The following is a 22,084-nucleotide window of genomic DNA, read 5'->3' on the forward strand; positions in this document are numbered from 1 at the left end:
CCGTTGTGTAGTCTGCGGCCCCGATGCAGCCCCCCGCCCGACCGAAGATCCCCGCCGGCCCCTCCCGCCACGTCTACGACGTCATCGTCCTGGGCAGCCAGCTGGGCGGTGCGCTCGCCGGGGCGCTGCTCGCCAAGCGCGGCCACCGCGTGCTCTTCGTCGAGCACGACGGCATGGGCCCGGGCTACGAGCACGGCCGCTACCTGCTGCCCTACGCGCCCAGCCTCATCCCCAGCCTGAAGACGATGCCCGCGGTGGAGGAGGCCTTCACGGAGCTGGGGCTCTCCACCGCCGTGCAGCGCGCGCTCAAGCCCCACCACCCCGACCTGCAGCTGGTGCTGCCGCGCCACCGCGTGGACCTGCACGCGGACGAGGCGCGCCGCCGCGCGGAGCTCGCGCGCGAGTTCGGCGACGGGGCGGCCGCGCTGCAGGAGGCGCTCACCCAGGCCTCGCGCCAGCACGAGGAGGGGGACGCCTTCTTCAAGGCCGGCCCCGAGCTGCCCCCGGACGGCATGTTCGAGACCTGGGCCTTCCGCAAGCAGGTGCGCCAGCACCCGGCGCTCGAGGCCCCCTCGCGCCTGGGCGGCGACGACGCGGCGAGCGCGCTGCTGCGCGGGCTGCTGCCCTTCGTCACGCACCTGGACGCGCCGCAGGGCCCGCTCGCCCTCACGCGGCCGCTCTCCCAGGCGCTGCGCTCCCCGTACCGCTTCCCCGGCGGGCGCGAGGGGCTGCGCGAGCTGCTCGCCAAGCGCATCACCGAGCTGGGCGGGGACGTGCTCACCCGCGAGGGCGGAGAGGCCTTCATCGTGGAGGAGCTCTCCTTCGAGGGCGGCAAGTTCGCGGGCCTCAAGGTGCTGCGCTCGGACACGCTGTACCGCGGCAACTGCCTCGTCGCGGCCACGGATGCGGGCGCGCTGCGCCGCCTCATCGCGGACAAGAAGCGCCAGAGCAGCCTCGCCACCCACCTGGACCTCTCCACCACCAAGCGCTTCCTCTTCACCGTGAACTGGGTGGTCCCCGCGGAGCTGCTGCCCAAGGGGCTCGGAGAGCTCACGCTGGTGCAGCCCTCGGGCAGCGAGGCGCAGGCGGCCGATGCGCTGGGGCCGCTGCTCCTGCAGCAACACCCCGCGCGCCTGCTGCCCGGCAAGGAGCAGGCGGGCAAGGACGTGGCGCCGCGCGAGGACGAGAGCCAGCGCGTGATCTGCGCAGGGGCCTTCGTGCCCGCGAGCGCGCGCGACCTGGGCGAGGATCACCTCAAGGAGCTCGCCGAGCGCATCGACGCGCAGCTCTCGCACCTGCTGCCTTTCGTGAAGGAGAAGCGGTTCCTGCGCTCCGCGCCCTACCTGGACGCGGGCGGCGTGCGCGGCAGCCGCCTGCTCCCCCACCCCCTCTACGCCTTCGAGGCGGAAGCCTTCCTGGGTGTCAGCGGGTTGGGCCAGCGCACCCCGGTGAAGAACCTGCTGCTCGCCGGGCGCGAGGTGCTGCCCGGCCTGGGGCTGGAGGGCGAGCTGCTCGCGGGCATGCGCGCCGCGCGGCTGGTGCAGGAGACCCTGAAGAAGAAGGACCCTCTGAAGGGCTAGCTGCACTTTAACGGCTGGATTTCCAGGCGGTTTCTGGTAGGTTCCGCCCCTCGTTTCTATGGGCGGCGATATTTCGCCCTGTTTTCAAGGAGTTAGCGGTCATGGCGTGGAAGTGTGACATCTGTGGGAAGCGTCCGCTGGTGGGTAACAACGTCAGCCACGCGAACAACAAGACCAAGAAGCGCACCCTGCCGAACCTGCAGAAGGTCCGCGCGAACGTCGCTGGCAGCACCCAGCGCGTGCTGGCCTGCACCCGCTGCATCAAGGCGGGCAAGGTGACCAAGGCCGCTTGAGTCGCAAGCGCTCTGCTGGCGGAGGCGCGCGTCCCTCGAGGACCGCGCTCCTGCCCACGGAGCGGCTGCACCCGCTGGCGGATGACCTCGACCTCCTCCCCGTGGAGTCGGTCGTCCGTCGGCTGCATCAAGCCGATCTCGCTGCCGTGCGCGCAGTGGGCGCGGCGCTCCCGGACGTGGCCCGCGCGGCCTCCCGGGTGGCGCGTGCCCTGCGTGACGGCGGTCGTCTGCTCTACGTCGGCGCGGGAACCAGCGGCCGGCTCGGCGTGCTGGACGCGAGCGAGTGCCCGCCCACCTTCGGTGCCCCGCCCCGCCAGGTCCAGGCGCTGATCGCCGGAGGGCGCGCGGCGCTCACGCGCGCCGTGGAGGGCGCGGAGGACAGCGCGGAGGATGGCGCGGCACGACTTCGCCGGCTCTCCCCCACCCCTCGCGACGTCGTCTGCGGCATCACCGCGAGCGGGCGCACGCCCTTCGTGCGCGGAGCGCTGGGAGAGGCGCGCCGCGCGGGCGCCACCACGCTGCTGCTCTGCTGCAACCCGCCGCCCGCATGGGCGCGGGGCGTGGACCAGGTGATCCACGTGGCCACCGGGCCGGAGCTCGTCTCGGGCTCCACGCGCCTCAAGGCGGGGACCGCGACGAAGCTGGTGCTCAACGCCCTCACCACGGCGGCCTTCGTGCAGCTGGGCAGCGTCTTTCGCGGGCGCATGGTGGGCCTGCAGCCCACGAACGCGAAGCTGCGGGCGCGGGCGGCGCGCACCGTGGCGGAGCTGACCGGCCTCGTCCCTGCGCGGGCTGCGAGGCTGCTCGCCGAGGCCGGCGGAGAGGTGCGGCTCGCGCTCGCCATGCACTTCACGGGGCTTCCCCGCCCCGAGGCCGCCCGCGCGCTGCGACGGCGCTCCCTGCGAGACCTCGAGCCCTGCTGAGTCCCCCTCTGCCTCTGGGAGAGGGCTGGGGTGAGGGTGCCGGGCGAAGCGCTGTCCCCGTGGCCGGGGCCAGCGTGGCACCCGGGACTGCAGCGCTCCCGCCCACCTGCCGAGCGAGCACTGGAGCCCCGTTTGGCAGCCCGGCCGCCTTCCCGGTTAACTCGGGGGCATGGCCCCAGCTGCAGAGCCCGGCGTGCGCCTGTGCGTGGGAGTGCTCTCGGGCACCAGCGTGGACGCGGCCGAGGCGGCGGTGTGCCGCATCGAGGGCACGGGGGCGAGCCTCCGCCTCACGCTCCTCGCGCACGTCTCCGAGCCCTTCACGCCCGAGTTCACCCACCGGGTGCTCGCGCTGCACGACGTGCGCGAGGCCTGCGAGCTGAACTTCCTGCTCGGCGAGCACTTCGCGCGCGCCGCGCTCGCGGCCATCGCGAAGGCGGGCCTCACCCCCGCGGCCATCGCGGCCATCGGCTCGCACGGGCAGACGGTGGCGCACCTGCCGCCGAGCCTCGCCGAGGCGCCGGGCCACGTGGCCTCCACGCTGCAGCTCGGTGAGCCCGCGGTCATCGCCGAGCGCACGGGTTGCCCGGTGGTGAGCGACTTCCGCACGCGCGACATCGCGGCCGGCGGCGAGGGCGCTCCGCTCGTGCCCTACCTCGACTGGGCGCTGTTCCGGCTCCCGGGCCACACGCGCGCGCTGCTCAACGTGGGCGGCATCGCGAACGTGAGCGTGGTGGGCGACCGGCTCGAGGACACGCTCGCCTTCGACACGGGGCCCGGCAACATGGTGCTGGACGGGCTCGCACAGCGCGCCTCGGACGGCCAGCTGCGCTGCGACGTGGACGGGCGGCTCGCGCGCGCAGGGCGCGTGGACGCGGCGCTGCTGCAGCGCCTGCTCGCGCACCCCTTCCTCCAGCAGCCCCCGCCGCGCAGCGCGGGGCGCGAGGGCTTCGGCGAGCCGCTGGTGGAGCGGCTGTGGGCCGAGCGCGGCCCCCTGCGGGCCGAGGACCTGCTCGCCACCGCGGCCGCGTTCACCGTGGAGGCCACGGCGCGCGCGCTGGAGGCCTGGGTGCTTCCGCACGCACATCCGGAGGCCGTGTACGTCTCGGGCGGAGGCACGCGCAACCCCGTGCTCTGGGAGGGGCTGACCCGGAGGCTCGCGCCCCTGCCGGTGCGCCCGCTGGACGCGCTGGGCTTCCCCGAGGCGGCGAAGGAGGCGGCCTGCTTCGCGCTGCTCGCGAGCGAGTTTCTGGCCGGGACGCCGGCGAATGTGCCGTCGGCAACTGGCGCGCGGCGCCAAGTCGTTCTAGGAAAGCTCTCTCCGTGAGCAGCGTGAACCTCATGGCCCGCGAGGTGGCCGCGAAGATCGTCTTCTACGGACCGGGTCTGTCCGGGAAGACCACCAGCCTGCGCAAGGTCTACGAGACCGTGCGCCCGGCGCACCGCGGCGAGATGATGTCCATCGCCACCGAGGGCGACCGCACGCTCTTCTTCGACTTCCTGCCCATCAAGGTGGAGAAGGTCGGCGACTGCTCGGTGCGGCTCGCGCTCTACACCGTGCCCGGCCAGGTCTTCTACAACGCCACCCGCAAGCTGGTGCTGCAGGGCGCCGACGGCGTGGTCTTCGTCGCGGACTCCCAGCCCGAGGCGATGGACGCGAACCGCGAGTCGCTCGCGAACCTGCAGGAGAACCTGCTCGAGCAGGGCATCCGGCTCGAGCGCTTCCCGCTCGTCATCCAGTACAACAAGCGCGACCTCGAGAGCGCGCTGCCCGTGGAGCAGCTGCGCGCGGAGCTCAACCCGCGCGGCGTGCCGGACTTCGCCACCGAGGCGACGAGCGGAGTGGGCGTGCTGGACGCGCTCAAGGCCATCACCCGCCTGGTCATCAAGGACCTGCGCGCCAAGCGCATCGTCCCTGCCCCGCGCGCGGCGCCCCAGGCGCCGGTGTTCGGCGCGGCGGGGGGCGGCAGCGCGGGCCTCGAGGCCCAGCTCACCCAGCACCTCGCGAGCCGCCCGCAGCAGGCGCCTGCCTCGGCTCAGGCCCAGGCCACCGGCCCGCGCGCCCCGGCCGCCCGCACGGTGCAGCCCGTGGCGCCCCCTGCCCTCACCGGCCAGCTCCCGCTGGGCGCCGCGAGCGCGCTCGCGCCCGGAGACCTCTTCGATCACGCGCGCGCCGCCGAGGCCGCCTTCGCGAGCGGCGACAACGCGGCCTGCGTGCTGGCCTGCCTCGAGGCGGTGCGCCGCGGTCTCGCCTTCGCCGGCGAGGGGCCTCCGGAGCGCCAGTCCTTCCTGCTGCGCGTGGACGGCGGAGACCTGCTGCGGCTCGAGGGGCTCGCCACGCGCACCCACCTGCGCGTGGACGACGCGGCCTTCAGCCTCTACGTGCTGATGCAGGTGTTCGCCCGCCTGCACGCCGCGGGGCTGCCGGATACGGACGCAGGCCGTCCCTAGGCGGGTGGCTAGTACGCCTGCTGCAGCAGCCCCAGCCGGGTGAGCTTCGCGAGCGTGCGCAGCGTGTCCAGCTCGCGCGCGGGGCTCGCGAGCACGATGGTGGACACGTCCCACTGCCCGTTCACCAGGCTCGCGATCTGCCGCTCCTCGGGCTTGAGGAGGGCGAGCGCGGCCGGATCGTGGAAGAGCTGCGGCACGGACAGCGGCGGCAGCTCCGCGTAGAGCGCCGCCACGTGCTCCTGCTGCACCAGGCGCGCGAACTCGCGCACGCGCCGGTCCGAGGGGTCGCTCGCGAGCAGGGAGCTGGCCACCAGCGCCGCCGCGTCGTGCTGGCCCTCGCGCACCAGCACCGCGCCCTTCTCCAGCATGTCCGAGATGGGGTCCGCCTCGAGCTGGGGCGCGCCGTCCACCGCCACCAGCTTCACCCGCCGCATCTCGTAGATGCGCCGGGTGACGGCGGTGCGGCTGAGGCCGAGCGAGAGCCGCAGCCGCCCCAGGCTCTGCCCACCCGCGCTCAGCTGCAGCACCGCGCGCTGCAGCGTGGGCGTCTTCGCGCCGGGCTTGGCCAGCGCGCGCACCTGCAGCGAGTCCGCGGGCAGGGTCTTCTCCACGTCCGGCTGCTCGTCCACCCAGCGCAGCGACTCGAAGAGCAGCTCGCGCATGCCCATCTCGGCCGGGGTCCACTCCTCGCCGGACAGGTCCGCGTCCTCGGTCCAGTGGAACTGGCCGTCGCCCGCCTGGATGAGGTCCGCGGTCGCGGCGCACAGCTCGTCGCGCGCGAGCTCGCGCACCCAGCGCGACTCCACGCCCACGCCGGCGAAGGTGGGGTCGGCGTCGCCTGCGGATTTGAGCGCGGCAAAGGCCCCCAGCACGCGTGAGCCGGTGGACAGTCCGGTGAGCTCGAGCAGCCGCGCGATGCGCTCGCGCTGGCCGACGCTCGCGGTCGCCATCACCTGTCCGCTGAGCACGAAGACGATTCGCTGCCCACCTTCCCACGAGACCTGCAGGGCGCCGGTCTTGCGCGAGCTGTCCAGCCACTGCAGCAGCTCGGGGAGCGGGAAGCTGAAGAGGTCGCCGTGGAGGGCCATGGTTCCAGGAACGAGGATACAGTCGCTTCCCGTGCGCGTCGCGCTCCTGTTCATCGATGGGGTGGGAGTGGGTCGGCAGGCACCCGACGAGAACCCGCTCGCCCGGGCAGGCCACCTGCTCTCCCAGTTCCACGACGCGCCCGGCGAGCCCCTCCCGCACGGCGGGCGCTGCCTGCCGGTGGACACCACCTTCGGCGTGCCGGGGCGCCCTCAGTCGGCGAGCAACCAGACGGCCATCCTCACCGGCCTGCCCGCCCCGGCGCAGCTGGGCAAGCACGTGCTGGGCTTTCCCAACGCCCCCCTGCGCGCACTGCTCGCCGAGCACTCGCTCGTGCGCAGGCTGGTGGAGGCGGGCCGCAGCGCCACCTTCGCCAACGCCTACCCCGCCGCCTACCTCGATGCGCTGGGACTCGCGCGCCGCGCCTCCGCGGGGCCCGACCTGCAGCTGCCCCCCGCGGCCACGCGGCGGCTGCGCGCCTCGGCCTCCACGCTCTCTTTCGCCGCGGCGAAGGTCCCCCTGCGCACGCTGGACGACGCTCGCGCGGGGCTGGGCCTGAGCCACGACGTCACGGGCGAGCGCCCGCGGGCACGCGGGCTCGACCTCCCCCCGCGCACGCCCGAGGAGGCCGCGCAGGTGTTCTGGCGCATCGCCGAGGGCCACGACTTCACCCTCTTCGAGCACTACCTCGCCGACGAGGCGGGCCACGCCCAGGACTGGGACGCTGCGCTCCAGGCGCTGGGCACCTTCGACGCCTTCGCCCGCGAGGTGGTGCGGCTGCGGCCGCCGGACGCGCGGGTGCTGGTGTGTAGCGATCATGGCAATGTGGAGGACCTCCGCACGCGCCAGCACACCCTCAACCGCGTGCCCGTGCTGTACTTCGGCGAGCCGCAGCCGCTGGGGACCCTGGCCACCGTGGCGGACGTGGGGCTGCAGGTGCTGCGGTGGCTCGGAGTGGAGCGGGGAGACGCGTGAGGAAGGCCGCAGGGAAAAGGGGAACGGGGCATGTCCGGTGGGCGCTGGCGCTCACCCTGCTCTGGCTGGGGACGGGCTGCGCCACGAGCACCCCCGAGCTGCGCGGGCACCTCGCGGCGAGGACGGCCGTGGGGCAGTTCCAGCTCGCCTACGCCCAGGGCGACGACGAGGCGACGGCGCAGGTGCGCGAGGCACTGGAGCGCGCCGGCCCCCGCCTCGCGCGCTGGGGCGCGCTGGATGAGCCCGTGCAGGTGCAGGTGCTGCCCAGCCACCGCGCGCTGGAGCACGCGGTGGACCGCTCGGGCTACGGCTGGCTGCGCGCGTGGGCGCGCTACGACGAGGTGTTCGTGCAGTCTCCGAGCACCTGGTACCTGGGCAGCGCGGCGCAGCGCGAGGTGAACGAGCTGATGCTGCACGAGCTCACCCACTGCCTCATGTACCAGCTCGCCGCCTCGCGCCTGAGCTGGTCGCGCAAGCGCATCCCGCTCTGGTTCCGCGAGGGCATGGCCTCGTACACGGCCGAGCAGGGCAGCCGCTGGGCCAGCCTCGAGGATCTCGCGCGCCACCTCGAGTCCTCTCCGGGCGAGGATCCCCTGCGCGCAGGGGACGAGCTGTACCGCGACGAGAGCGACCTCGTGTACGGCGCGGCGCACCAGGCCTTCACCTTCCTGGTGCTGCGCTACGGCGAGCCGCGCGTGCGGGCGCTGCTCGCCGAGATGAAGCGCGGGCCCACGTTCCCCGAGGCCTTCGCGTCCGTGGTGGGCCTGCCGGTGGACAGCTTCCTGCAGGACTTCCTGCGCTACGTGCGCCTGCGCGGCTTCCGGCCCGGGCGGCTGCGGCACACCGTGGCGCTGCCCGGTGATCCGATTCAGCCGCCCGCGCCCGCTCCGGCTCCGGTCGCGCCGCGCTGAGCCCTCAGGGCGTGGGCGCCTGGGCGCGCGCGGCAGCCGCCGCGGGGCTGGGCAGGAGCGGCGGACGGTCCTTGCCCTCCACCGCGCGCTGCAGCTCCAGCTCCTGCAGCAGGGTGGACGGAGCCACGGTGGACACCGGCACGTTGCCGCTCTCCGCGCCGCAGAAGCCGTTGAACACCCCCGCCTTCTTGCCGGTGGCGAGGATGCGGTTCATCGCGGACAGCGGCGTGCCCACGATCTCCACGCCGCGCACCAGGGTCTCCTTCCCGTCGCGCACGTCCACCCGGTACACCATGCGCGGCACGCCCTTGAAGGCCTGGTAGCCGTAGCTCGAGGTGTTGGTGTTGCCGCCGGTGATGTCGCGGATGATGAGCCCGTAGGGCTTGCCCTGGCGCTTGGCCTCGGCGATCAGCATGCGCTTGAGCTCGGCGTCGCTCACCTGGCGCTTGGACTCCACGATGAGGTTCGCCATGCGCGCGATGGAGCGCAGCGCGCCCTGGCTGCGGCCGTGGCCGTTGGAGTGCAGGAAGCCCTCCACCGGGTGGCGCGAGAGCAGGTAGGTGCGCAGCACGCCGTTCTCCACCAGGTCCGCGCGCTGGGCCTTCACGCCCTCGTCGTCGTAGAGGTAGTAGCCGTTGAGCGGCTCGCCCTCCACCTGCGCGCGGGTGGGATCGTCCACGAGGCTGATGAAGGGCGGGAGCATCTGCTTGCCCAGCTGCCCCACGAAGGTCTTCCCCTCGTTGTCGTCGTCCTGGCGCTCGCCCTCAAGCCGGTGGCCCACCGCCTCGTGGAAGAGGACGCCCGCGGCCTCGGGCGCGAGGATGGCGGGGCCCGTGTACGGGTCGATGGCCGGCGCCTCGCGCAGGGCGAGCAGCTCGGTGATGACCTTCTGCGCGGCCTCGGCGATCGCTGCGTCGCCGGGGAGCCCTGCCTCGGTGGGGGCGTAGAAGTCGCGCGAGTCGTCCAGCAGCTGCCCGTCCGGCGCACGCGTGAGCGCGCTGATGTGCACGCCGTACAGCGTGCTCTCGGTGATGAGGCGCGCGCCCTCGCTGGAGACGAAGGTGCGCACCACCTTGTCCGCGGTGATGCGCACCTCGGAGTCGAAGATCTCGGGGTGCGCGTTGAAGCGCGCGCTCGTCGCGCGGGCGAGCTGCACCCAGCGCTCGCGCGCGAAGGAGAAGGGCTTGGCCGGCTCCACGAACTGGTGCGGCTGTTCCTTGCTGAAGGAGGGCGGGCGCTTGGGGTCGTCCACCGTGTAGACGCTGTCGCCCTTCTTCTTGAGGAACTGGAAGAGCGCGGACTTGTACTTGCTGTCGGTGGCGAGCCACAGCGCGGTGCGCAGCGCGAGCGGCGAGTCGTCCAGCGGCGCGTCGTTGCGCGCCATGTAGCTCTGGCCCTTGGTGGAGAAGTTCATCTCGAACTCGTTCTCCGCCACCGAGCTGTCGAAGTCGTAGGAGCCCACGCGCGCGTCCACGTAGAGCTTGCGCTGGCGGCTGCCATCGTCCTCGAAGAGCGCGCCGAAGCGGGCGGCCACCTGGTACTCGTCGTAGTCCTTGAGCTGGTAGCTCAGGAAGTACGGCGGCTCGTGGCTCTGCAGGCGCAGCTGCTGCTGGTTTCGGGCGAGCTCCGTGGCCATCGCGTCCAGCAGCGCCACGCGCGGGTCGCGCGCCGCGACAGTGACGGGCTCGGTCACGGGCTCGGTGGATGCGGCGGCCGGCGCGGGCGCGGCGGCGGCGGCGCCCGCCAGAGGGAGGGAGAGCGAGAGGAGGGCGAGGGGCAGGCGAAGGCGGAGGATCACCACCCAAGCCTAGCGCGGCCGCGGCTCCTGCAGACGCGCAAAGGCCCCTGCCCCGCCGTGGGCGGAGAGCAGGGGCCATCTGCCTACCCGGCGAGCGGGCGGGCCCGTCAGGCCTTGGTGACCTTCTCGCGGCCGCGGGTGACCTTCTTGGTCGCGTTGCGGGTGTCCACCACCACCTGGGCGCGCTCGACCAGCATGTTGTAGTCGATGCTGGAGTGGTCGGTGAGGATGACCACCGCGTCGTACTGGGCGATGGACTCCTCGGTGAGCGGCACGCTCTTCATGTCGAAGTTGAAGCCGTGGCCCGCGTGCAGCTCGGGCACGTAGGGGTCGTGGTACTCGACCTCGGCGCCCTTCTCCTTGAGCAGCGTGATCACGCGGAGGCTGGGGCTCTCGCGCATGTCGTCGATGTCCTTCTTGTACGCCGCACCCAGCGCGAGCACCCGGGCGCCATTCAGCGTCTTCTTGTGCTTGTTGAGCGCCTCCATGGTGCGCTGCACCACGTAGTAGGGCATCTGCGTGTTCACCTCACCGGCGAGCTCGATGAACTTGGTGTGGAACTCGAACTCGCGCGCCTTCCACGTCAGGTAGAAGGGATCGATGGGGATGCAGTGCCCGCCGAGGCCGGGGCCCGGGTAGAAGGGCATGAAGCCGAAGGGCTTGGTGCTCGCCGCCTGGATGACCTCCCACACGTCCAGGTTCATGCGGTCGCAGAGCATCTTCATCTCGTTGACCATGGCGATGTTCACGCAGCGGAAGATGTTCTCCAGCAGCTTGGAGAGCTCCGCCACGCGGGTGCTGGACACGGGCACCGTGTCCTTGAGCGCGTTGCCGTAGAGCGCCTGGGCCACCTCGAGGCAGGCGGGGGTGTAGCCGCCGACGATCTTCGGGATGGTCTTGGTGTTGAAGCTCTTGTTGCCCGGGTCCTCGCGCTCGGGGCTGAAGGCCAGGTGGAAGTCCACGCCCGCCTTGAGGCCGCCCTTCTCCAGGATGGGCTTGAGGACCTCGTCCGTGGTGCCCGGGTAGGTGGTGGACTCGAGGATGTAGAGCTGGCCTGCGCGCACGTGCGGCGCCAGCGCCTCGCCGGTCTTGATGATGTAGCTCATGTCCGGCTCACGCGACGCGGTCAGCGGCGTGGGCACGCAGATGATGAGGCAGTCCAGATCCTTGGCGCGGGCGAAGTCCGTGGTCGCCTTGAGGCGGCCCTCGCCGGACAGCTTCGCGAGCGGCTCGGAGGGGATGTGCTTGATGTAGCTCTCCCCCTTCTCGATCTTCTCGATCTTGCGGTTGTCGATGTCGAGCCCCAGCACCGGGTAGCCGGCCTCCGCGAACGCCATCCCCAGCGGAAGACCCACGTAGCCCAGCCCCACCACGCCCACCTTCGCCTCCCGCTTGCGGATCTTGTCCAACAGCGGGCTCACCATGACGCGCATCTGATGTTCCTCTCCCTCTAAGGTCGCCCCGCCGCTCTGGACGGGACGCCCAAGCCCTTCACCTGAAAACAACGACCCACCTCAAACACGCCGGCGGCGCCACGCGCCCCCGGAACACCACCACCCGCGCCTCGCGCGACTGCCCGTAGCCCGGCGAGTACCGGGAGGGCAGCAGCTCGGGCTCGAGCCCCTCGGCGAAGAGCAGCACCGCGTGGTGCGCTCCCTCGGGGCCCAGCTCCACCGCCACGGGCGAGAACACTTCGGGAGCCTGCGGGACGCCCAGGGCCCGCGCACGCTCCTGCGCGGTCGGCGCCCGCAGGCGCGCTGAATCGTGCGCAAGGTGGATCCGCCCCACGACTTCGTGAAGCCCCACCCCCGTCAAAGTGTCGCTCACGCCCAGCGCGCGCTCGCGCTTGTCCAGCACGAAGCTGCGCTGCACGCCCACCGGCGCCGGCAGGAAGCGGTAGCCGTCATGGCGCACCACGAGCCGGTCCAGCTGGGCGCCGCCGTGGAACAGCTCCACGCGGGCGCGCGCCGCCTCGGGCAGCGCAAAGAGGCGCTGCGGGTCCAGGGGCGTCTGCTCCTGCCCATCCACCTCGAGCGTGTTGTGGGCGCCGGTGGCGCGGAACGCGTTGCGCTCGCCGGCGTCGCGCGTGTACGTGGGGCTGCCCGGGTCCACGATCACCGGCACGCCGTGCAGGTGCAGCTCGAAGGAGAGCTTGTCGTTGTGGTTGTGGCCGCCCACGCCCATCTGGCCCTGGGTGCCCGCGCTCACGGTCACGACTGCGCCCGCGCCGCGCAGGACCTGCAGCCCGCCGTCCGGAAACACCCGCGAGCGCGGCTCGGGCGCCTGCCCCAGGCGCCGGTAGCGCTCGAGGCCCGGCGCACCCAGCAGCCACGCCGCCTCGTCCGGAAAGCGCCCGCCCGCGAGCGCCCCGTCCTCGAAGAGCGCGGCGCCCAGGGGCGCGAGGTAGCCGTGGTCCAGGCTCTCGCGGTCGCACAGGGTGAGCACGCGCCCCGAGTCGTTGTCCCCCACCTGCGGCGCGAGCCCGCCTTCCGAGCACAGGGTGCGCGAGGCGGCGAACATGGCCTGCAGCCGCGCCTCGTACGCGTCCCCCAGGCCCACGCCACTGCCGCGCGCCACGAGGTGCGCGAGCGTGAGCAGCTCCACCGCGAGCCGGTGGTAGGGCACGGAGCCCTCGAAGGAGAGGCCGTCCGGGTGCACCTGCGCGAGCGCCTCGCGTGCGAGTCCCTCGCGCGCGAGCTGCACCTGGCGCGCTGCGCCCGGCAGCTCCGGGAAGAGCAGCCCCACCACCAGCAGCCCCACGTAGTTGGAGAGCAGGTGGTTGTTGGGCACCGCGCCCTGGTCCTCCAGGTGCGCCTCCACGAAGGCCGCGTGGTCCGCGAGCGCGCCGAGCGCCGCGAGGGCGAACTCGGGCGTGCGCACCTCGGGGGCATCCGCGAACATGGCGAGCGCCTGCGCGAGGTTCGCCGCGCGCAGGGCGATCTCCATGGGGCAGGTCCAGTGCACCCCCTGCCCCACCGGGTTCGCCGCGAGGAAGTCCAGCGTCTGGGCCACGAAGGCGCGCGCACAGCGCGAGCGCTCGGCGGGCTCGCGGTGCACCCAGTAGCCCTGCGCGAGCGCCAGCGCACTGTCGAGCCGCCCCAGCACCCAGGGGAACTTGGGATCCACCCCCGGGCGCAACAGCCGCAGCGACTCCACCGGCTCGAGCGGGTAGCGGTGGCCGCTCACCACGTCCAGACCCCAGTCCACGGGGCGGCCCTCACCAAAGGTGACGGAGGTGCCGAACACGTCGAAGCGCTGGGCGAGCGCGGCCCCGGCGCGCGCGAGCGCCCGGCCTTCCGCGCCAGGCAGCTGCGCGAGCGCCTCGAGCACCGCGGCGCGCTGATCCACCTCGCACCACGCGGCCCCGGGCCTCACCCCGAGCGCCCGCTCCGGCAGCGCCTGCGCGTGCTGCACGCCGTAGGCGCGCAGGAGCGCGAGCTCGTCGGTGGGCTCTCTGCGGCGGTAGAGCGCCTGGCGCGCCACCCCCTGCACCCGCCGCGCGGGGACGCGGGCCAGCGCCCCGGGGGCCAGCCGCGCAATCGTCGTGTAGTAGCCCAGTGTCCCCATCGCCTCGCCGTCCCCGTGCCGCAGTGCTCGCGCCTCTGGGCGGTGGCCCTAAGCAATCGGCCTGCCACGCGGCGACGCTGCGAAATTGCTGGGCTTTCCCCTCCCTCCCGGGGCCCCGCTCGGTAAAAAAGCGGGTGCAGGCGCCACCCGCGGCGGGAAAGCCTTTCCGCACCGTCGGCCGACAGCTGCCCACGCCGTTGCGCCCATTGCGCCCTCGCGGTGGCGTGCACACCCCTTCCGACCGTGCGCGAGGGACTCCACAGGGAAAGACGGGCCACAGCAGCAGGGCCCGGGGTTGCGGAGCGCGCAGCGGCAGCGCGTGCCCTGCAGAGCGTCAACGAGCGGGCACTGCGCTCGGGCGCACAGGCGGGGCTCGAGGCGCTGGCGCAGGCTGCGCTCGAGCTGAGCGGCGCCACGGGCGCCCTGCTGTGCGAGGGGCGACAGAGCCTCGGCCGCGCGGGGCTCCTTCCGCCGGCCCTCCACGAGCGCGCAGGCGTGGAGCGGCTCTCGCGGGGCCCGCACCGGCTGCTGCTGCGCACCCCTGCCCTCGCACCTTCCCAGCGCGCCGAGCTCGAGGCGCTGCTGCGCGGGCTGCCCGCCCTGCTCGCCGCGCGCGAGCGCGAGCGCGAGGCGCGGGCGGAGCAAACGCGGCTGCGGCTCGAGCTGCGCACGGTGTCCGAGCGCGCGGCGCGGCTCGAGGCCCACCGCTCGCGGGCCTCGCACGACCTGCGCACCCCGCTGGTGGTGATGAAGGGCTACGTGGACATGATCCAGCGCGGGCTCGCCGGGCCCCTCTCCCCCGCGCTGCAGCGCTACGCGGACCGCCTCTCGCGCGCCGTGGAGGAGCAGAACGGGCTCATCGCGCGCCACCTCGCGCCCGAGCGCGGCGCCTGCACGCCGCTGCTCCCCGCGCTGCGCTCGGGCCTCGCGCGCGCCCTCGCCGCGGGCCTCCCCCTGCACGCTCCGGCGGGAGGCGTGAGCGTGCGGGCGACGCGCGCGCAGGTGCGGCTGCTCGCGCGCGGCCTCGCCCAGGCGCTGCACGGGGTGAGCGGCGCCGCCCTGCACGTGCGTGGGCCCGAGGCAGCGCCCGGCCCCTGCCAGCTCGAGCTGCGCTGGCCCCGGGGCGCGGCGCTCGCGCAGGCGGACACCCGCCGCCTCTCGGCACTCGCGCAGGCGCTGGGCGGCAGGCTCGAGCTCTGGGCCGAGGGCCTCACCCTGCTGCTGCCCGCCGCGGGCTAGCGGCTCAGGCGGAAGGCAGCAGCTGGCGCACGAGGTCCAGCAGCTTGCCGCGCTGCACGTCCTTCTTGACGATGTAGCCGTCCGCGCCGGCCTCGAGCCCCGCGGCGCGGTCCTCGGGGCTGTCCAGGCTCGTCACCAGGATGATGGGCGTGCGCGCGAGCGTGGGGTGCGCCTTGATGCGGCGCGCGAGCCCCACGCCGTCCAGGCGCGGCATCTGCCAGTCGCTCACCACCAGCTGGCAGCGCGTGCGCTCGAGCACCTCGAAGGCCTCCTCGCCGTCCGCCGCGGTGACCACGGGGTAGCCCGCGATCTCCAGCAGCGCCTTCATCGCGAAGCGCGTGGTGAGCGAGTCGTCGCACACCAGCACCCGCGGGCGCTGCGTCTGGGCGCTGCCCTGCAGCGTGGGCGCCGCGGCGCGCAGCAGCTCCGGTGCGTTGAGCACGGGCACGAGCCGGCCGTCGTCCAGCACGCTCGCACCCGCCAGGTGCGGCACGCCGTTGAGGTGGCGGCCCAGCGGGCGCACCACGATCTCCTGCTGGCCCACGATCTCGTCGATCGCGAACACGGCCCGGTCCTCGCCCAGCTGCAGCAGCACCGCGGGCTGCACCCGCCCCGCGTCCAGCGCGTGGGGCAGGCGCGGCATCCCGATGGCCTCGGAGAGCGTGTGGAAGGGCAGCTGCTCCTGGTCCACCTTCACCAGCACGCGCCCCGCCACCGTGCCCACGTCCGCGGGCGGCAGGCGCAGCACCCGCTTCACCGCGTCCGAGGGCAGCGCCACCACGCTGGTGCCCGTGCGCACCAGCAGGCCCAGCGCCGCGGCGAGCGTGAGCGGCAGGTCCACGGTGAAGCGCGTGCCCTGGCCCGGCGTGAAGTGGATGTGCACCGCGCCCTGCAGGCGGGTGGCGGTGGACTGCACCACGTCCAGGCCCACGCCGCGGCCGGAGATGTTCGTCACCGACTCGCGGGTGCTGAAGCCCGGCTGGAACACGAGCCGCGCCGCCTGCGCGTCCGTCAGCTGCGCCGCGGCCTCGGCGCTCAGGAGCCCGCGGCGCACGGCGGTCGCGCGCACGCGCTCGGGGTCCAGCCCCGCGCCGTCGTCCGAGACCACCACCGCGATGCGCGTGCCGCGCGGCTCCACGCGAACCTCGAGCCGGCCGCGCGGATCCTTGCCCGCCGCCGCGCGCTGCTCCGGCGTCTCGAGCCCGTGGTCCACCGCGTTGCGCACCAGGTGCATGAGCGGGTCGCGCAGCGCCTCGAGGATGCGCCGGTCGATGCGCACCTCGGTGCCGCCCAGCACCAGCTCCACGTCCTTGCCCAGCTTGCCGCTCACCTCGCGCACCGCGCGCTTGAGCGGCTCGAGCAGCTGCGAGGCCGGCACCATGCGCAGGTCGCGCAGGTCGTCGCGCACCACCTGGGACACCAGCCCCAGCTGCTCCGTCTCGCGGCCGCTCACCTTGGCCAGCTCGAGCAGCCCCTTCTGCAGGCGGCGGACCTCCGCCACGCCCGCGCGCAGGGGCTCGAGCGAGTTCTCGTCTCCCGCCAGCGTGAGCTGCGAGGCCACGCGCTCGAGCTGCAGCAGCGCCTGGTTCGCGATCTCCAGCAGCTCGCGCTGGTTCTCGTGCCGGCGCGCCTGCTGCGCGCGGCCGGACACCAGCTGCTCCACCTGCAGCGCGAGCGAGTCCAGCGTCTTCTCCGAGACGCGCACCACCTTGTCGCCGCTGCCGCCGGCGCCGGTCGCCTCGGCGCGCGGGGGCGCCGCGGGCTCGGCCTTCGCGGCAGGAGCGGCGGGCGCCGGTGCCGGGGCCGCAGTCTTGGCGGCGCGCGGCGCAGGCGCGCGCGCAGGCTTCGGAGCGGGCGTGGGCGCAGCGCTCGCGCTCAGGGCCGTGCGCAGCTCCACCAGCGCGCCGGCGAGGTTCGAGGCCACCTGGCCCACCGCGTCGCCGCCGCCCACGAGGTCCGAGAAGCCGCGCGCCGCGTCCTCGGCGAGCCGGCCCACCGTGAAGTCGCCGTTCGCCTCGGCCGCGGACTGCAGCGCCTGCGCGAGCTCCACGGCGCTGCCCACCTTGGCGGCGCGGTCCTCCACGCGCGGGCTGCACAGCTCGCCCAGGGCGGCCTCCAGCGCACCCAGCGTGGAGAGGCCGCGCGTGGAGAAGGTCTCGGCGGCGCCCGCGCCCTGCTCCGCCCCCGGCCCGCCCGCGCCCAGCGCCGCGAGCAGGTCCTCGAGGCCGCTGATGAGGGGGGTCTCGCCCATGTCGCCGCGGGCCACCGCCGCCTCGATGGCGCTCAGGCCCTGCAGCGTGGTCTGCACCACGTCGCGCGAGAGCTTCGCGGTCGGCTCGAAGCGCTCGATGCCGTCCTCGATGGCGTGCGCCACCTTCTCGATGTCCTCGAGCCCGAGGCTGCCGGCCGAGCCCTTGAGGCTGTGCACCAGCCGCTTCAGGGTGACCATCAGGTCCGGGTCGCGCCCGGCCGGGTCCTCCTCGAGGCCCAGCACCTTGGCCCCGATGGTCTGGATCTGCTCGCGCGTCTCCGCGGAGAACACGGGCCAGATGCTGCGCAGCACCTGCAAGTCCATGGCGTTCCTACTCCCGCCGCGCCGCGCCGGCGTCGCCGAGCTGCTCGAGGTCCAGAATGGTCAGTCGCTGCGGGCCCAGGTGGCTGAAGGGGCCCGGAGGCGGGCGCATCAGCTCGGCGCGCGGCAGCTCGAGCCGGCCGTCCACCGACTCGGCCGCGAGCCCGAAGGACTCCTCGCCCACGTCCACCACCACCACCCGCGTGAGGTCGGACATGCCGCCGCCCTCGAGCCCGAGCAGCTGGCGCAGGTCCAGCACCGCCACCACGCGCGAGCGGCTCACCAGCGCCCCCAGCACGTGGCGCGGCGCGCCCGGCAGCGGGCAGAGGCCGCGCGCCTCCAGCACGTGGTCCACCGCCGCGAGCGGCACCGCGTAGCGCTCGCCGCCCACCTGGAAGGCGAGCACGCTGAGCAGCTCCTGGCGCACCTCCTCGCGCGAGCCCGCGAGCGCCTTCGCGCGCGCTGCGAGCACCTCCTTGCGGTGCCCCTCGCTGACGGCCTGGCCGCGCTCGAGCACGGCGCGCGCCTCGTCGAGCCGGCGGTAGAGCTCGGCGAAGTTGACCTGGGCGCTGGAGGGGGAGGACTCGGCGGACATGAGCGTCTCGGGAGGGGCGGGCTAGAAGCGCTTCGCGGGCAGCTTCAGGATGTCGCGGACCTTCTCGCGCAGGTCGTCCACGGCGATGGGCTTGTTGAGGAAGGCGCTCGCGCCCACCAGGCGGCCGCGCTGCCGGCTCGCGTCGTCCTTGAGCGAGGTGAGCAGCACGAAGGGGGTGGCGTAGAGCGCGGTGTCCGCCCGGATGGCCGCGCACAGCGCGAAGCCGTCCATCTCGGGCATCTGCACGTCCGAGATGATGAGGTCCGGCTTCACCTCTCTCGCCCGCTGCAGGCCCACCACGCCGTTGGTCGCATCGAAGAACTCGAGCCCCCACCCCATCAGGTACACCTGGAGCAGGTTGGCGATGGTCTTCGTGTCTTCGACAATCAGTACCTTCATCATGGTGCCTCCGCGAGGCGCGGGCGCCGCGCTCACAGCTGGTAGCTCGCGACCAGTTCGGAGAAGCGCTTGGAAAGAGCGGAGAGGTTGCCCGCCACCTGCTCGATGCGGCGCGTGCCCTCCACGCTGTCGGACATGGCGGTGGACAGCTCGGTCATCGCCGCGGCGATCTGCTCCACGCCGATGGTCTGCTGGCGGGTGTTGCCGGCGATCTGCCGCGCCGCCGCGCTGGAGTCCTTGATCAGCTCCGAGAGCCCGAGGATGGCCGAGCCCGCGCTCTGCGCGAGCGCCGTGGCGGCCTGGGCGCGCCGGCTGCCCTCCTCCGTGGCGCTCACCGCCGTGCGGGTGCCCTTCTGCACCTCACCCAGCAGGCCGCGCACCTGGTTCGCGGCCACCTTGGACTGCTCGGCCAGGGTGCGCATCTCGGTGGCCACCACCGCGAAGCCGCGGCCGTGCTCGCCCGCCTTCGCCGCCTCGATGGAGGCGTTGAGCGCGAGCAGGTTGGACTGCTCGGCCACGTCCTTCACCGTGGCGATGATGTCGCCGATCTGCAGGGTGCGCTCGGAGAGGTCGGTGATGGCGAGCGCGATGTTCTTCACCTGCTCGCCCAGCTTGTTCATGCCCTCCACGCTCTCGCCCACCACCTGCTGGCCCTCGGCGCTGAGCGCCTCGGACTTCTGGGTGCCGGAGATGACGTTGTCCGCGTAGGTGGTGGCCTGCTTGGAGGTCTGCGCGATCTCGGCCACCGTGGAGCTGGTCTCGTTGATGGCGCTGGCCTGCTGGTGCGCCATGGCGCTCTGCTGCGTGCTGGTGGTGAGCACGCTGGCCGCCTCGCGCTCGATGTCCGCCGCCGCGCCGCGCAGGTCCGCAATCAGCGTGCTGAGCGCCTGGGACATGGTGAAGAAGGAGCGCGCGAGCTCGCCGATCTCGTCCCCGCCCCGCGTGTCGATGCGCTGGCGCAGGTCGCCCGCGGCGATGCCCGCGGCCGCGTGCGCGAGCCGCTCGAGCGGGATGATGAGCAGGCGCGCGAGCACCGCGGCCGCCGCGAGGCAGCCCAGGAGCACCAGCATGCCCAGCGCGAGCGCGCTCAGGGTGATGGACGAGGTGGTGGAGTTGAGCGTGTCCAGCTTCAGGCCCACCTGCACCGTGCCCACCTGCACCCGGTCCTCGGGCTTGGCGCCGGCGCCCGGGGCGTTGCTGCCGAGCCCGTTGCTGCCCAGCCCATCGAAAGGGTTCGCCGCGTCGCCCGAGCGCTGCTCGAACACCACGGGGCTCGCGGCCTCGAACACCGCCACGCCGCTCACGCGGATGTCGCGGGTGACGAGCTTGTCCGCCTCCTTGAGCGCCACCTGGTCGGCCGCGTCGAAGCCCTTGCCGTTCGCGCGCGCCAGGATCTCGCCCTTGGAGTCGCGCACCAGCACGTAGGCCACGTCCGGCACGTCGCGCTGGGTGGCGAGCGCCGCGCGCTGCAGCCCCTCCTTGTCACCGGAGAAGGTGGCGAAGGCGAGGTTGTTGGCGAGCTCCACCGCCACGGCGTTGGCGCGCTTGCCGAGCTCGTCGTGGAGCGCGTCCTTCATCTGCAGCGAGAAGGCGATGACCAGGATGGTCGCCACCAGCGCGCCGGTGAAGCCGGTCACCCCGACGATCTTCGAGCGCAGGCTGAAGCGCCCCAGCCCGGCACGCTCCCGCTTGGAGGCTGCCCCTTCAGTCACTTCCACCACGTGTCCTCCTTCACTGCTCACGTCTCACCCCACCGCTCGCGGCGCTGGGCCGGCTCGAGCGCGCGGCGCAGGCCACCGGCCGTCACCGCCTCCACTCCGCGAAGCAACTCGTCGTCCTCGAGTCCCTCGAGCGCCCGCAGCGCGTTGGTGCGCGCGCGCTCGGCCTCCGAGGGCTGCCGCAGTCTTCCGTACAGGCTCACCAGCGCCGCGTGGCCCATGGCCAGCTGCGGCTCCAGGTAGAGCGCCTTGCGCACCGCGCTCACCGCGGCGTCGAGGTCCCCGCGCCCCTCGGCCACCATGCTCAGCAGCAGGTAGGCCTCGGGCGAGAGCTGGCGCGCGGCCGCCTGCGCGAGCCGCTCGGCCGCCTCGTAGCGGCCCTCGCGCGCCGCCTCCAGTGCCTGCTCCAGCTCCGAGCCCGCTCGGGGCCCGGCCACGTCCACCACCTCCGCCGCCTGCGAGGCGCTGGGCAGCGGGCTGCGCATGGGGATGGGCGTCAGGTACAGCGAGGGAGGGGGCGTGCGCGCGCTGAGCGGCAGGCGCAGATACGGCGTGCCGCGCAGCTCGTGCTGCTCGAGCCCGAGCCCCGCGGCCATCGGGATCTCCGCGGGCGCGAGGAAGAGCAGGCCTCCGGGCACCAGCGTGCCCACGAGCTTCTGCAGCACCGTGCGCACCAGCTCCGGCGGGAAGTAGATGAGCACGTTGCGGCAGAACACCGCCTGCACGCCGGACACCGGTGCCGGGTCGGTCGCGAGGTTGTGGCGCCGCAGCTCCACGCGCGCCGTCACCTCGGGGCTCACGGTGACGAAGGGCCCGTCCGGCCGCAGGTAGCGCCGCTCGAGCTCCGGCAGGATGCGGCGCATGGACCACTGGCCGTAGCGCGCGGCGCGCGCGCGGGCGAGTGCGCGGTTGGACACGTCCGTGGCCACCACCTTGAAGCGCAAGGGGGGCACGCCCGCGGCGATCATCGCCATGGAGACGCTGTAGGGCTCCTCGCCGGTGGCGCAGCCCGCGCTCCACACCCGCAGGGGCGCCGGGTCCTGGCGCCCCTGCGCGTACTTCGTGAGCACCTCGAGGTGCTCGGGGTGCCGGCAGAAGTAGGTCTCGCCGATCAGCGCCTGCTCGATGAAGGACTCCACCGCGGCGGGCTCGCGCGCGAGCAGCCGCTCGAGGAAGAGCTCGGGCGCGGCGGCGCGCTGGTGTGCGGCGCGCACCAGCGCGGGCTCGAGCGAGCGGCGCAGGCCCGGCGCGAGCGTGAGCCCGCAGGCCGCGCGCAACAGCGCCTCCAGGCTCTGCAGCGCCCCCTCGTCCAGCAGCGGCCCGGTGCGCGGCGCAGCGCTCACACGCCCTCCTGCACGGCGCCACCGGACGCGGGAACGAAGAGCACGGTGGAGGCGCGCAGCAGCGGCACCAGCCCCGCAGGCGTGCGGCACAGCCCGGCCATGAGCCCCGTGCGATCCCACGCGGTGCGCTCGCCCTCCGCGGCGGCGTCCACCAGCGTGGGCTGCTCCACGATGTCGCGCACGCGGTCCACCAGCAGCGCCACGGGGCGCGCGCCGCCGCACACCACCAGGTGCGCATCCAGCTCGGGCTCGCGCCGCACGCCGAGCAGCACCGCGAGGTCCACCACCACCGCGGGCGCGCCGCGGTACAGGAAGGTGCCCGCCACGTGCTCGGGCGCCGCCGGCAGCGGCGAGAGCTCCACCAGCCGCACCACCTCCTGCACCGCTTCGGTGGGCAGCAGCGCGAGCGCGCCGGCCACCTCCACCGTGAGGAAGAGCCCCTGCAGCACCTGCTCGCGCCCGAGCCCCGCGAGCTCCTGGCGCAGCTGCGCGACCTCGGACTCGAGGGCAGCGAGGCGGCGCTGGACCGCGGAGCGGTGCGCCTCGGGATCACCGGTGGGAGAGCTGTTCTTGTGCATGGAGGGCCCTCGCTCCCGGGAGGAGGAGCCAGGGCAGGTGGAGTGAAAAGTTACCTGCG

At 73.8% G+C, this 22,084-nt stretch carries 18 protein-coding genes; 8 read left to right on the forward strand and 10 right to left on the reverse strand.

Features of this window, described 5'->3' with window-relative positions:
- Positions 1 to 23: 23 nt before the first annotated feature.
- From FGE12_RS03260 to FGE12_RS03280, 5 genes are all read left to right on the forward strand, one after another.
- Positions 24 to 1,580: an NAD(P)-binding protein gene (locus FGE12_RS03260; RefSeq protein ID WP_153864674.1), complete on the forward strand. Its 1,557-nt coding sequence runs from the start codon at positions 24 to 26 to the stop codon at positions 1,578 to 1,580.
- A 101-nt stretch (positions 1,581 to 1,681) separates the two neighbouring features.
- Positions 1,682 to 1,873: a 50S ribosomal protein L28 gene (rpmB, locus tag FGE12_RS03265; RefSeq protein WP_153864675.1), complete on the forward strand. Its 192-nt coding sequence runs from the start codon at positions 1,682 to 1,684 to the stop codon at positions 1,871 to 1,873.
- Positions 1,870 to 2,796: an N-acetylmuramic acid 6-phosphate etherase gene (locus FGE12_RS03270; protein WP_153864676.1), complete on the forward strand. Its 927-nt coding sequence runs from the start codon at positions 1,870 to 1,872 to the stop codon at positions 2,794 to 2,796. Before rpmB ends, FGE12_RS03270 begins: the two co-directional genes overlap by 4 nt.
- Positions 2,797 to 2,965: 169 nt before the next feature.
- On the forward strand, positions 2,966 to 4,120 hold the full coding sequence (locus FGE12_RS03275; RefSeq protein WP_153864677.1) for an anhydro-N-acetylmuramic acid kinase: 1,155 nt from the start codon (positions 2,966 to 2,968) through the stop codon (positions 4,118 to 4,120).
- Positions 4,117 to 5,244: an ADP-ribosylation factor-like protein gene (locus tag FGE12_RS03280; RefSeq protein WP_194797526.1), complete on the forward strand. Its 1,128-nt coding sequence runs from the start codon at positions 4,117 to 4,119 to the stop codon at positions 5,242 to 5,244. The genes FGE12_RS03275 and FGE12_RS03280 overlap by 4 nt, the downstream gene beginning before the upstream one ends.
- Before the next feature lie 8 nt (positions 5,245 to 5,252).
- On the opposite strand, the gene FGE12_RS03285 is transcribed toward FGE12_RS03280, so the two are convergent.
- On the reverse strand, positions 5,253 to 6,332 hold the full coding sequence (locus tag FGE12_RS03285; RefSeq protein ID WP_153864678.1) for a DUF4388 domain-containing protein: 1,080 nt from the start codon (positions 6,330 to 6,332) through the stop codon (positions 5,253 to 5,255).
- 31 nt (positions 6,333 to 6,363) lie between these two features.
- On the opposite strand from FGE12_RS03285, the gene FGE12_RS03290 reads away from it, so the two are divergent.
- Both FGE12_RS03290 and FGE12_RS03295 read left to right on the forward strand, forming a co-directional pair.
- Positions 6,364 to 7,305, forward strand: coding sequence for a metalloenzyme (locus tag FGE12_RS03290; RefSeq protein WP_194797527.1), 942 nt, complete (start codon positions 6,364 to 6,366; stop codon positions 7,303 to 7,305).
- Entirely contained in the window at positions 7,302 to 8,216 is a 915-nt protein-coding gene (locus tag FGE12_RS03295) for a hypothetical protein (RefSeq protein ID WP_370458868.1), read from the forward strand. The genes FGE12_RS03290 and FGE12_RS03295 overlap by 4 nt, the downstream gene beginning before the upstream one ends.
- A gap of 4 nt (positions 8,217 to 8,220) precedes the next feature.
- On the opposite strand, the gene FGE12_RS03300 is transcribed toward FGE12_RS03295, so the two are convergent.
- The 3 genes from FGE12_RS03300 to FGE12_RS03310 form a co-directional block, all read right to left on the reverse strand.
- Positions 8,221 to 10,014 (reverse strand): TldD/PmbA family protein, encoded by a 1,794-nt coding sequence (locus FGE12_RS03300; protein WP_370458869.1) that lies wholly within the window; start codon positions 10,012 to 10,014, stop codon positions 8,221 to 8,223.
- A gap of 107 nt (positions 10,015 to 10,121) precedes the next feature.
- Positions 10,122 to 11,447, reverse strand: a complete 1,326-nt coding sequence (locus tag FGE12_RS03305; RefSeq protein ID WP_153864680.1) for a nucleotide sugar dehydrogenase — start codon at positions 11,445 to 11,447, stop codon at positions 10,122 to 10,124.
- A 58-nt stretch (positions 11,448 to 11,505) separates the two neighbouring features.
- On the reverse strand, positions 11,506 to 13,581 hold the full coding sequence (locus FGE12_RS03310; RefSeq protein WP_153864681.1) for an alginate lyase family protein: 2,076 nt from the start codon (positions 13,579 to 13,581) through the stop codon (positions 11,506 to 11,508).
- A 495-nt stretch (positions 13,582 to 14,076) separates the two neighbouring features.
- Between FGE12_RS03310 and FGE12_RS03315 the strand changes: the two genes are divergently transcribed.
- Positions 14,077 to 14,820 (forward strand): histidine kinase dimerization/phospho-acceptor domain-containing protein, encoded by a 744-nt coding sequence (locus FGE12_RS03315; protein WP_194797528.1) that lies wholly within the window; start codon positions 14,077 to 14,079, stop codon positions 14,818 to 14,820.
- A gap of 4 nt (positions 14,821 to 14,824) precedes the next feature.
- Here FGE12_RS03315 and FGE12_RS03320 read toward each other — a convergent pair whose 3' ends face one another.
- The 6 genes from FGE12_RS03320 to FGE12_RS03345 are packed head-to-tail and all read right to left on the reverse strand — an operon-like array spanning position 14,825 to position 22,025.
- Complete coding sequence (locus FGE12_RS03320; protein ID WP_153864683.1) at positions 14,825 to 17,395, reverse strand: hybrid sensor histidine kinase/response regulator; 2,571 nt, start codon at positions 17,393 to 17,395, stop codon at positions 14,825 to 14,827.
- A gap of 7 nt (positions 17,396 to 17,402) precedes the next feature.
- Positions 17,403 to 17,987, reverse strand: a complete 585-nt coding sequence (locus FGE12_RS03325) for a chemotaxis protein CheW (RefSeq protein ID WP_153864684.1) — start codon at positions 17,985 to 17,987, stop codon at positions 17,403 to 17,405.
- A gap of 21 nt (positions 17,988 to 18,008) precedes the next feature.
- Positions 18,009 to 18,386, reverse strand: a complete 378-nt coding sequence (locus FGE12_RS03330; protein WP_153864883.1) for a response regulator — start codon at positions 18,384 to 18,386, stop codon at positions 18,009 to 18,011.
- A gap of 32 nt (positions 18,387 to 18,418) precedes the next feature.
- Positions 18,419 to 20,104, reverse strand: coding sequence for a methyl-accepting chemotaxis protein (locus FGE12_RS03335; RefSeq protein WP_370458876.1), 1,686 nt, complete (start codon positions 20,102 to 20,104; stop codon positions 18,419 to 18,421).
- Positions 20,105 to 20,124: 20 nt separating this feature from the next.
- A complete protein-coding gene (locus FGE12_RS03340; RefSeq protein WP_370458870.1) occupies positions 20,125 to 21,447 on the reverse strand; it encodes a CheR family methyltransferase in 1,323 nt (440 codons plus the stop codon).
- Positions 21,444 to 22,025: a chemotaxis protein CheW gene (locus tag FGE12_RS03345; protein WP_153864685.1), complete on the reverse strand. Its 582-nt coding sequence runs from the start codon at positions 22,023 to 22,025 to the stop codon at positions 21,444 to 21,446. Before FGE12_RS03345 ends, FGE12_RS03340 begins: the two co-directional genes overlap by 4 nt.
- Positions 22,026 to 22,084 lie beyond the last annotated feature (59 nt).

This window comes from Aggregicoccus sp. 17bor-14 (genome assembly GCF_009659535.1).
Classification (GTDB): domain Bacteria; phylum Myxococcota; class Myxococcia; order Myxococcales; family Myxococcaceae; genus Aggregicoccus.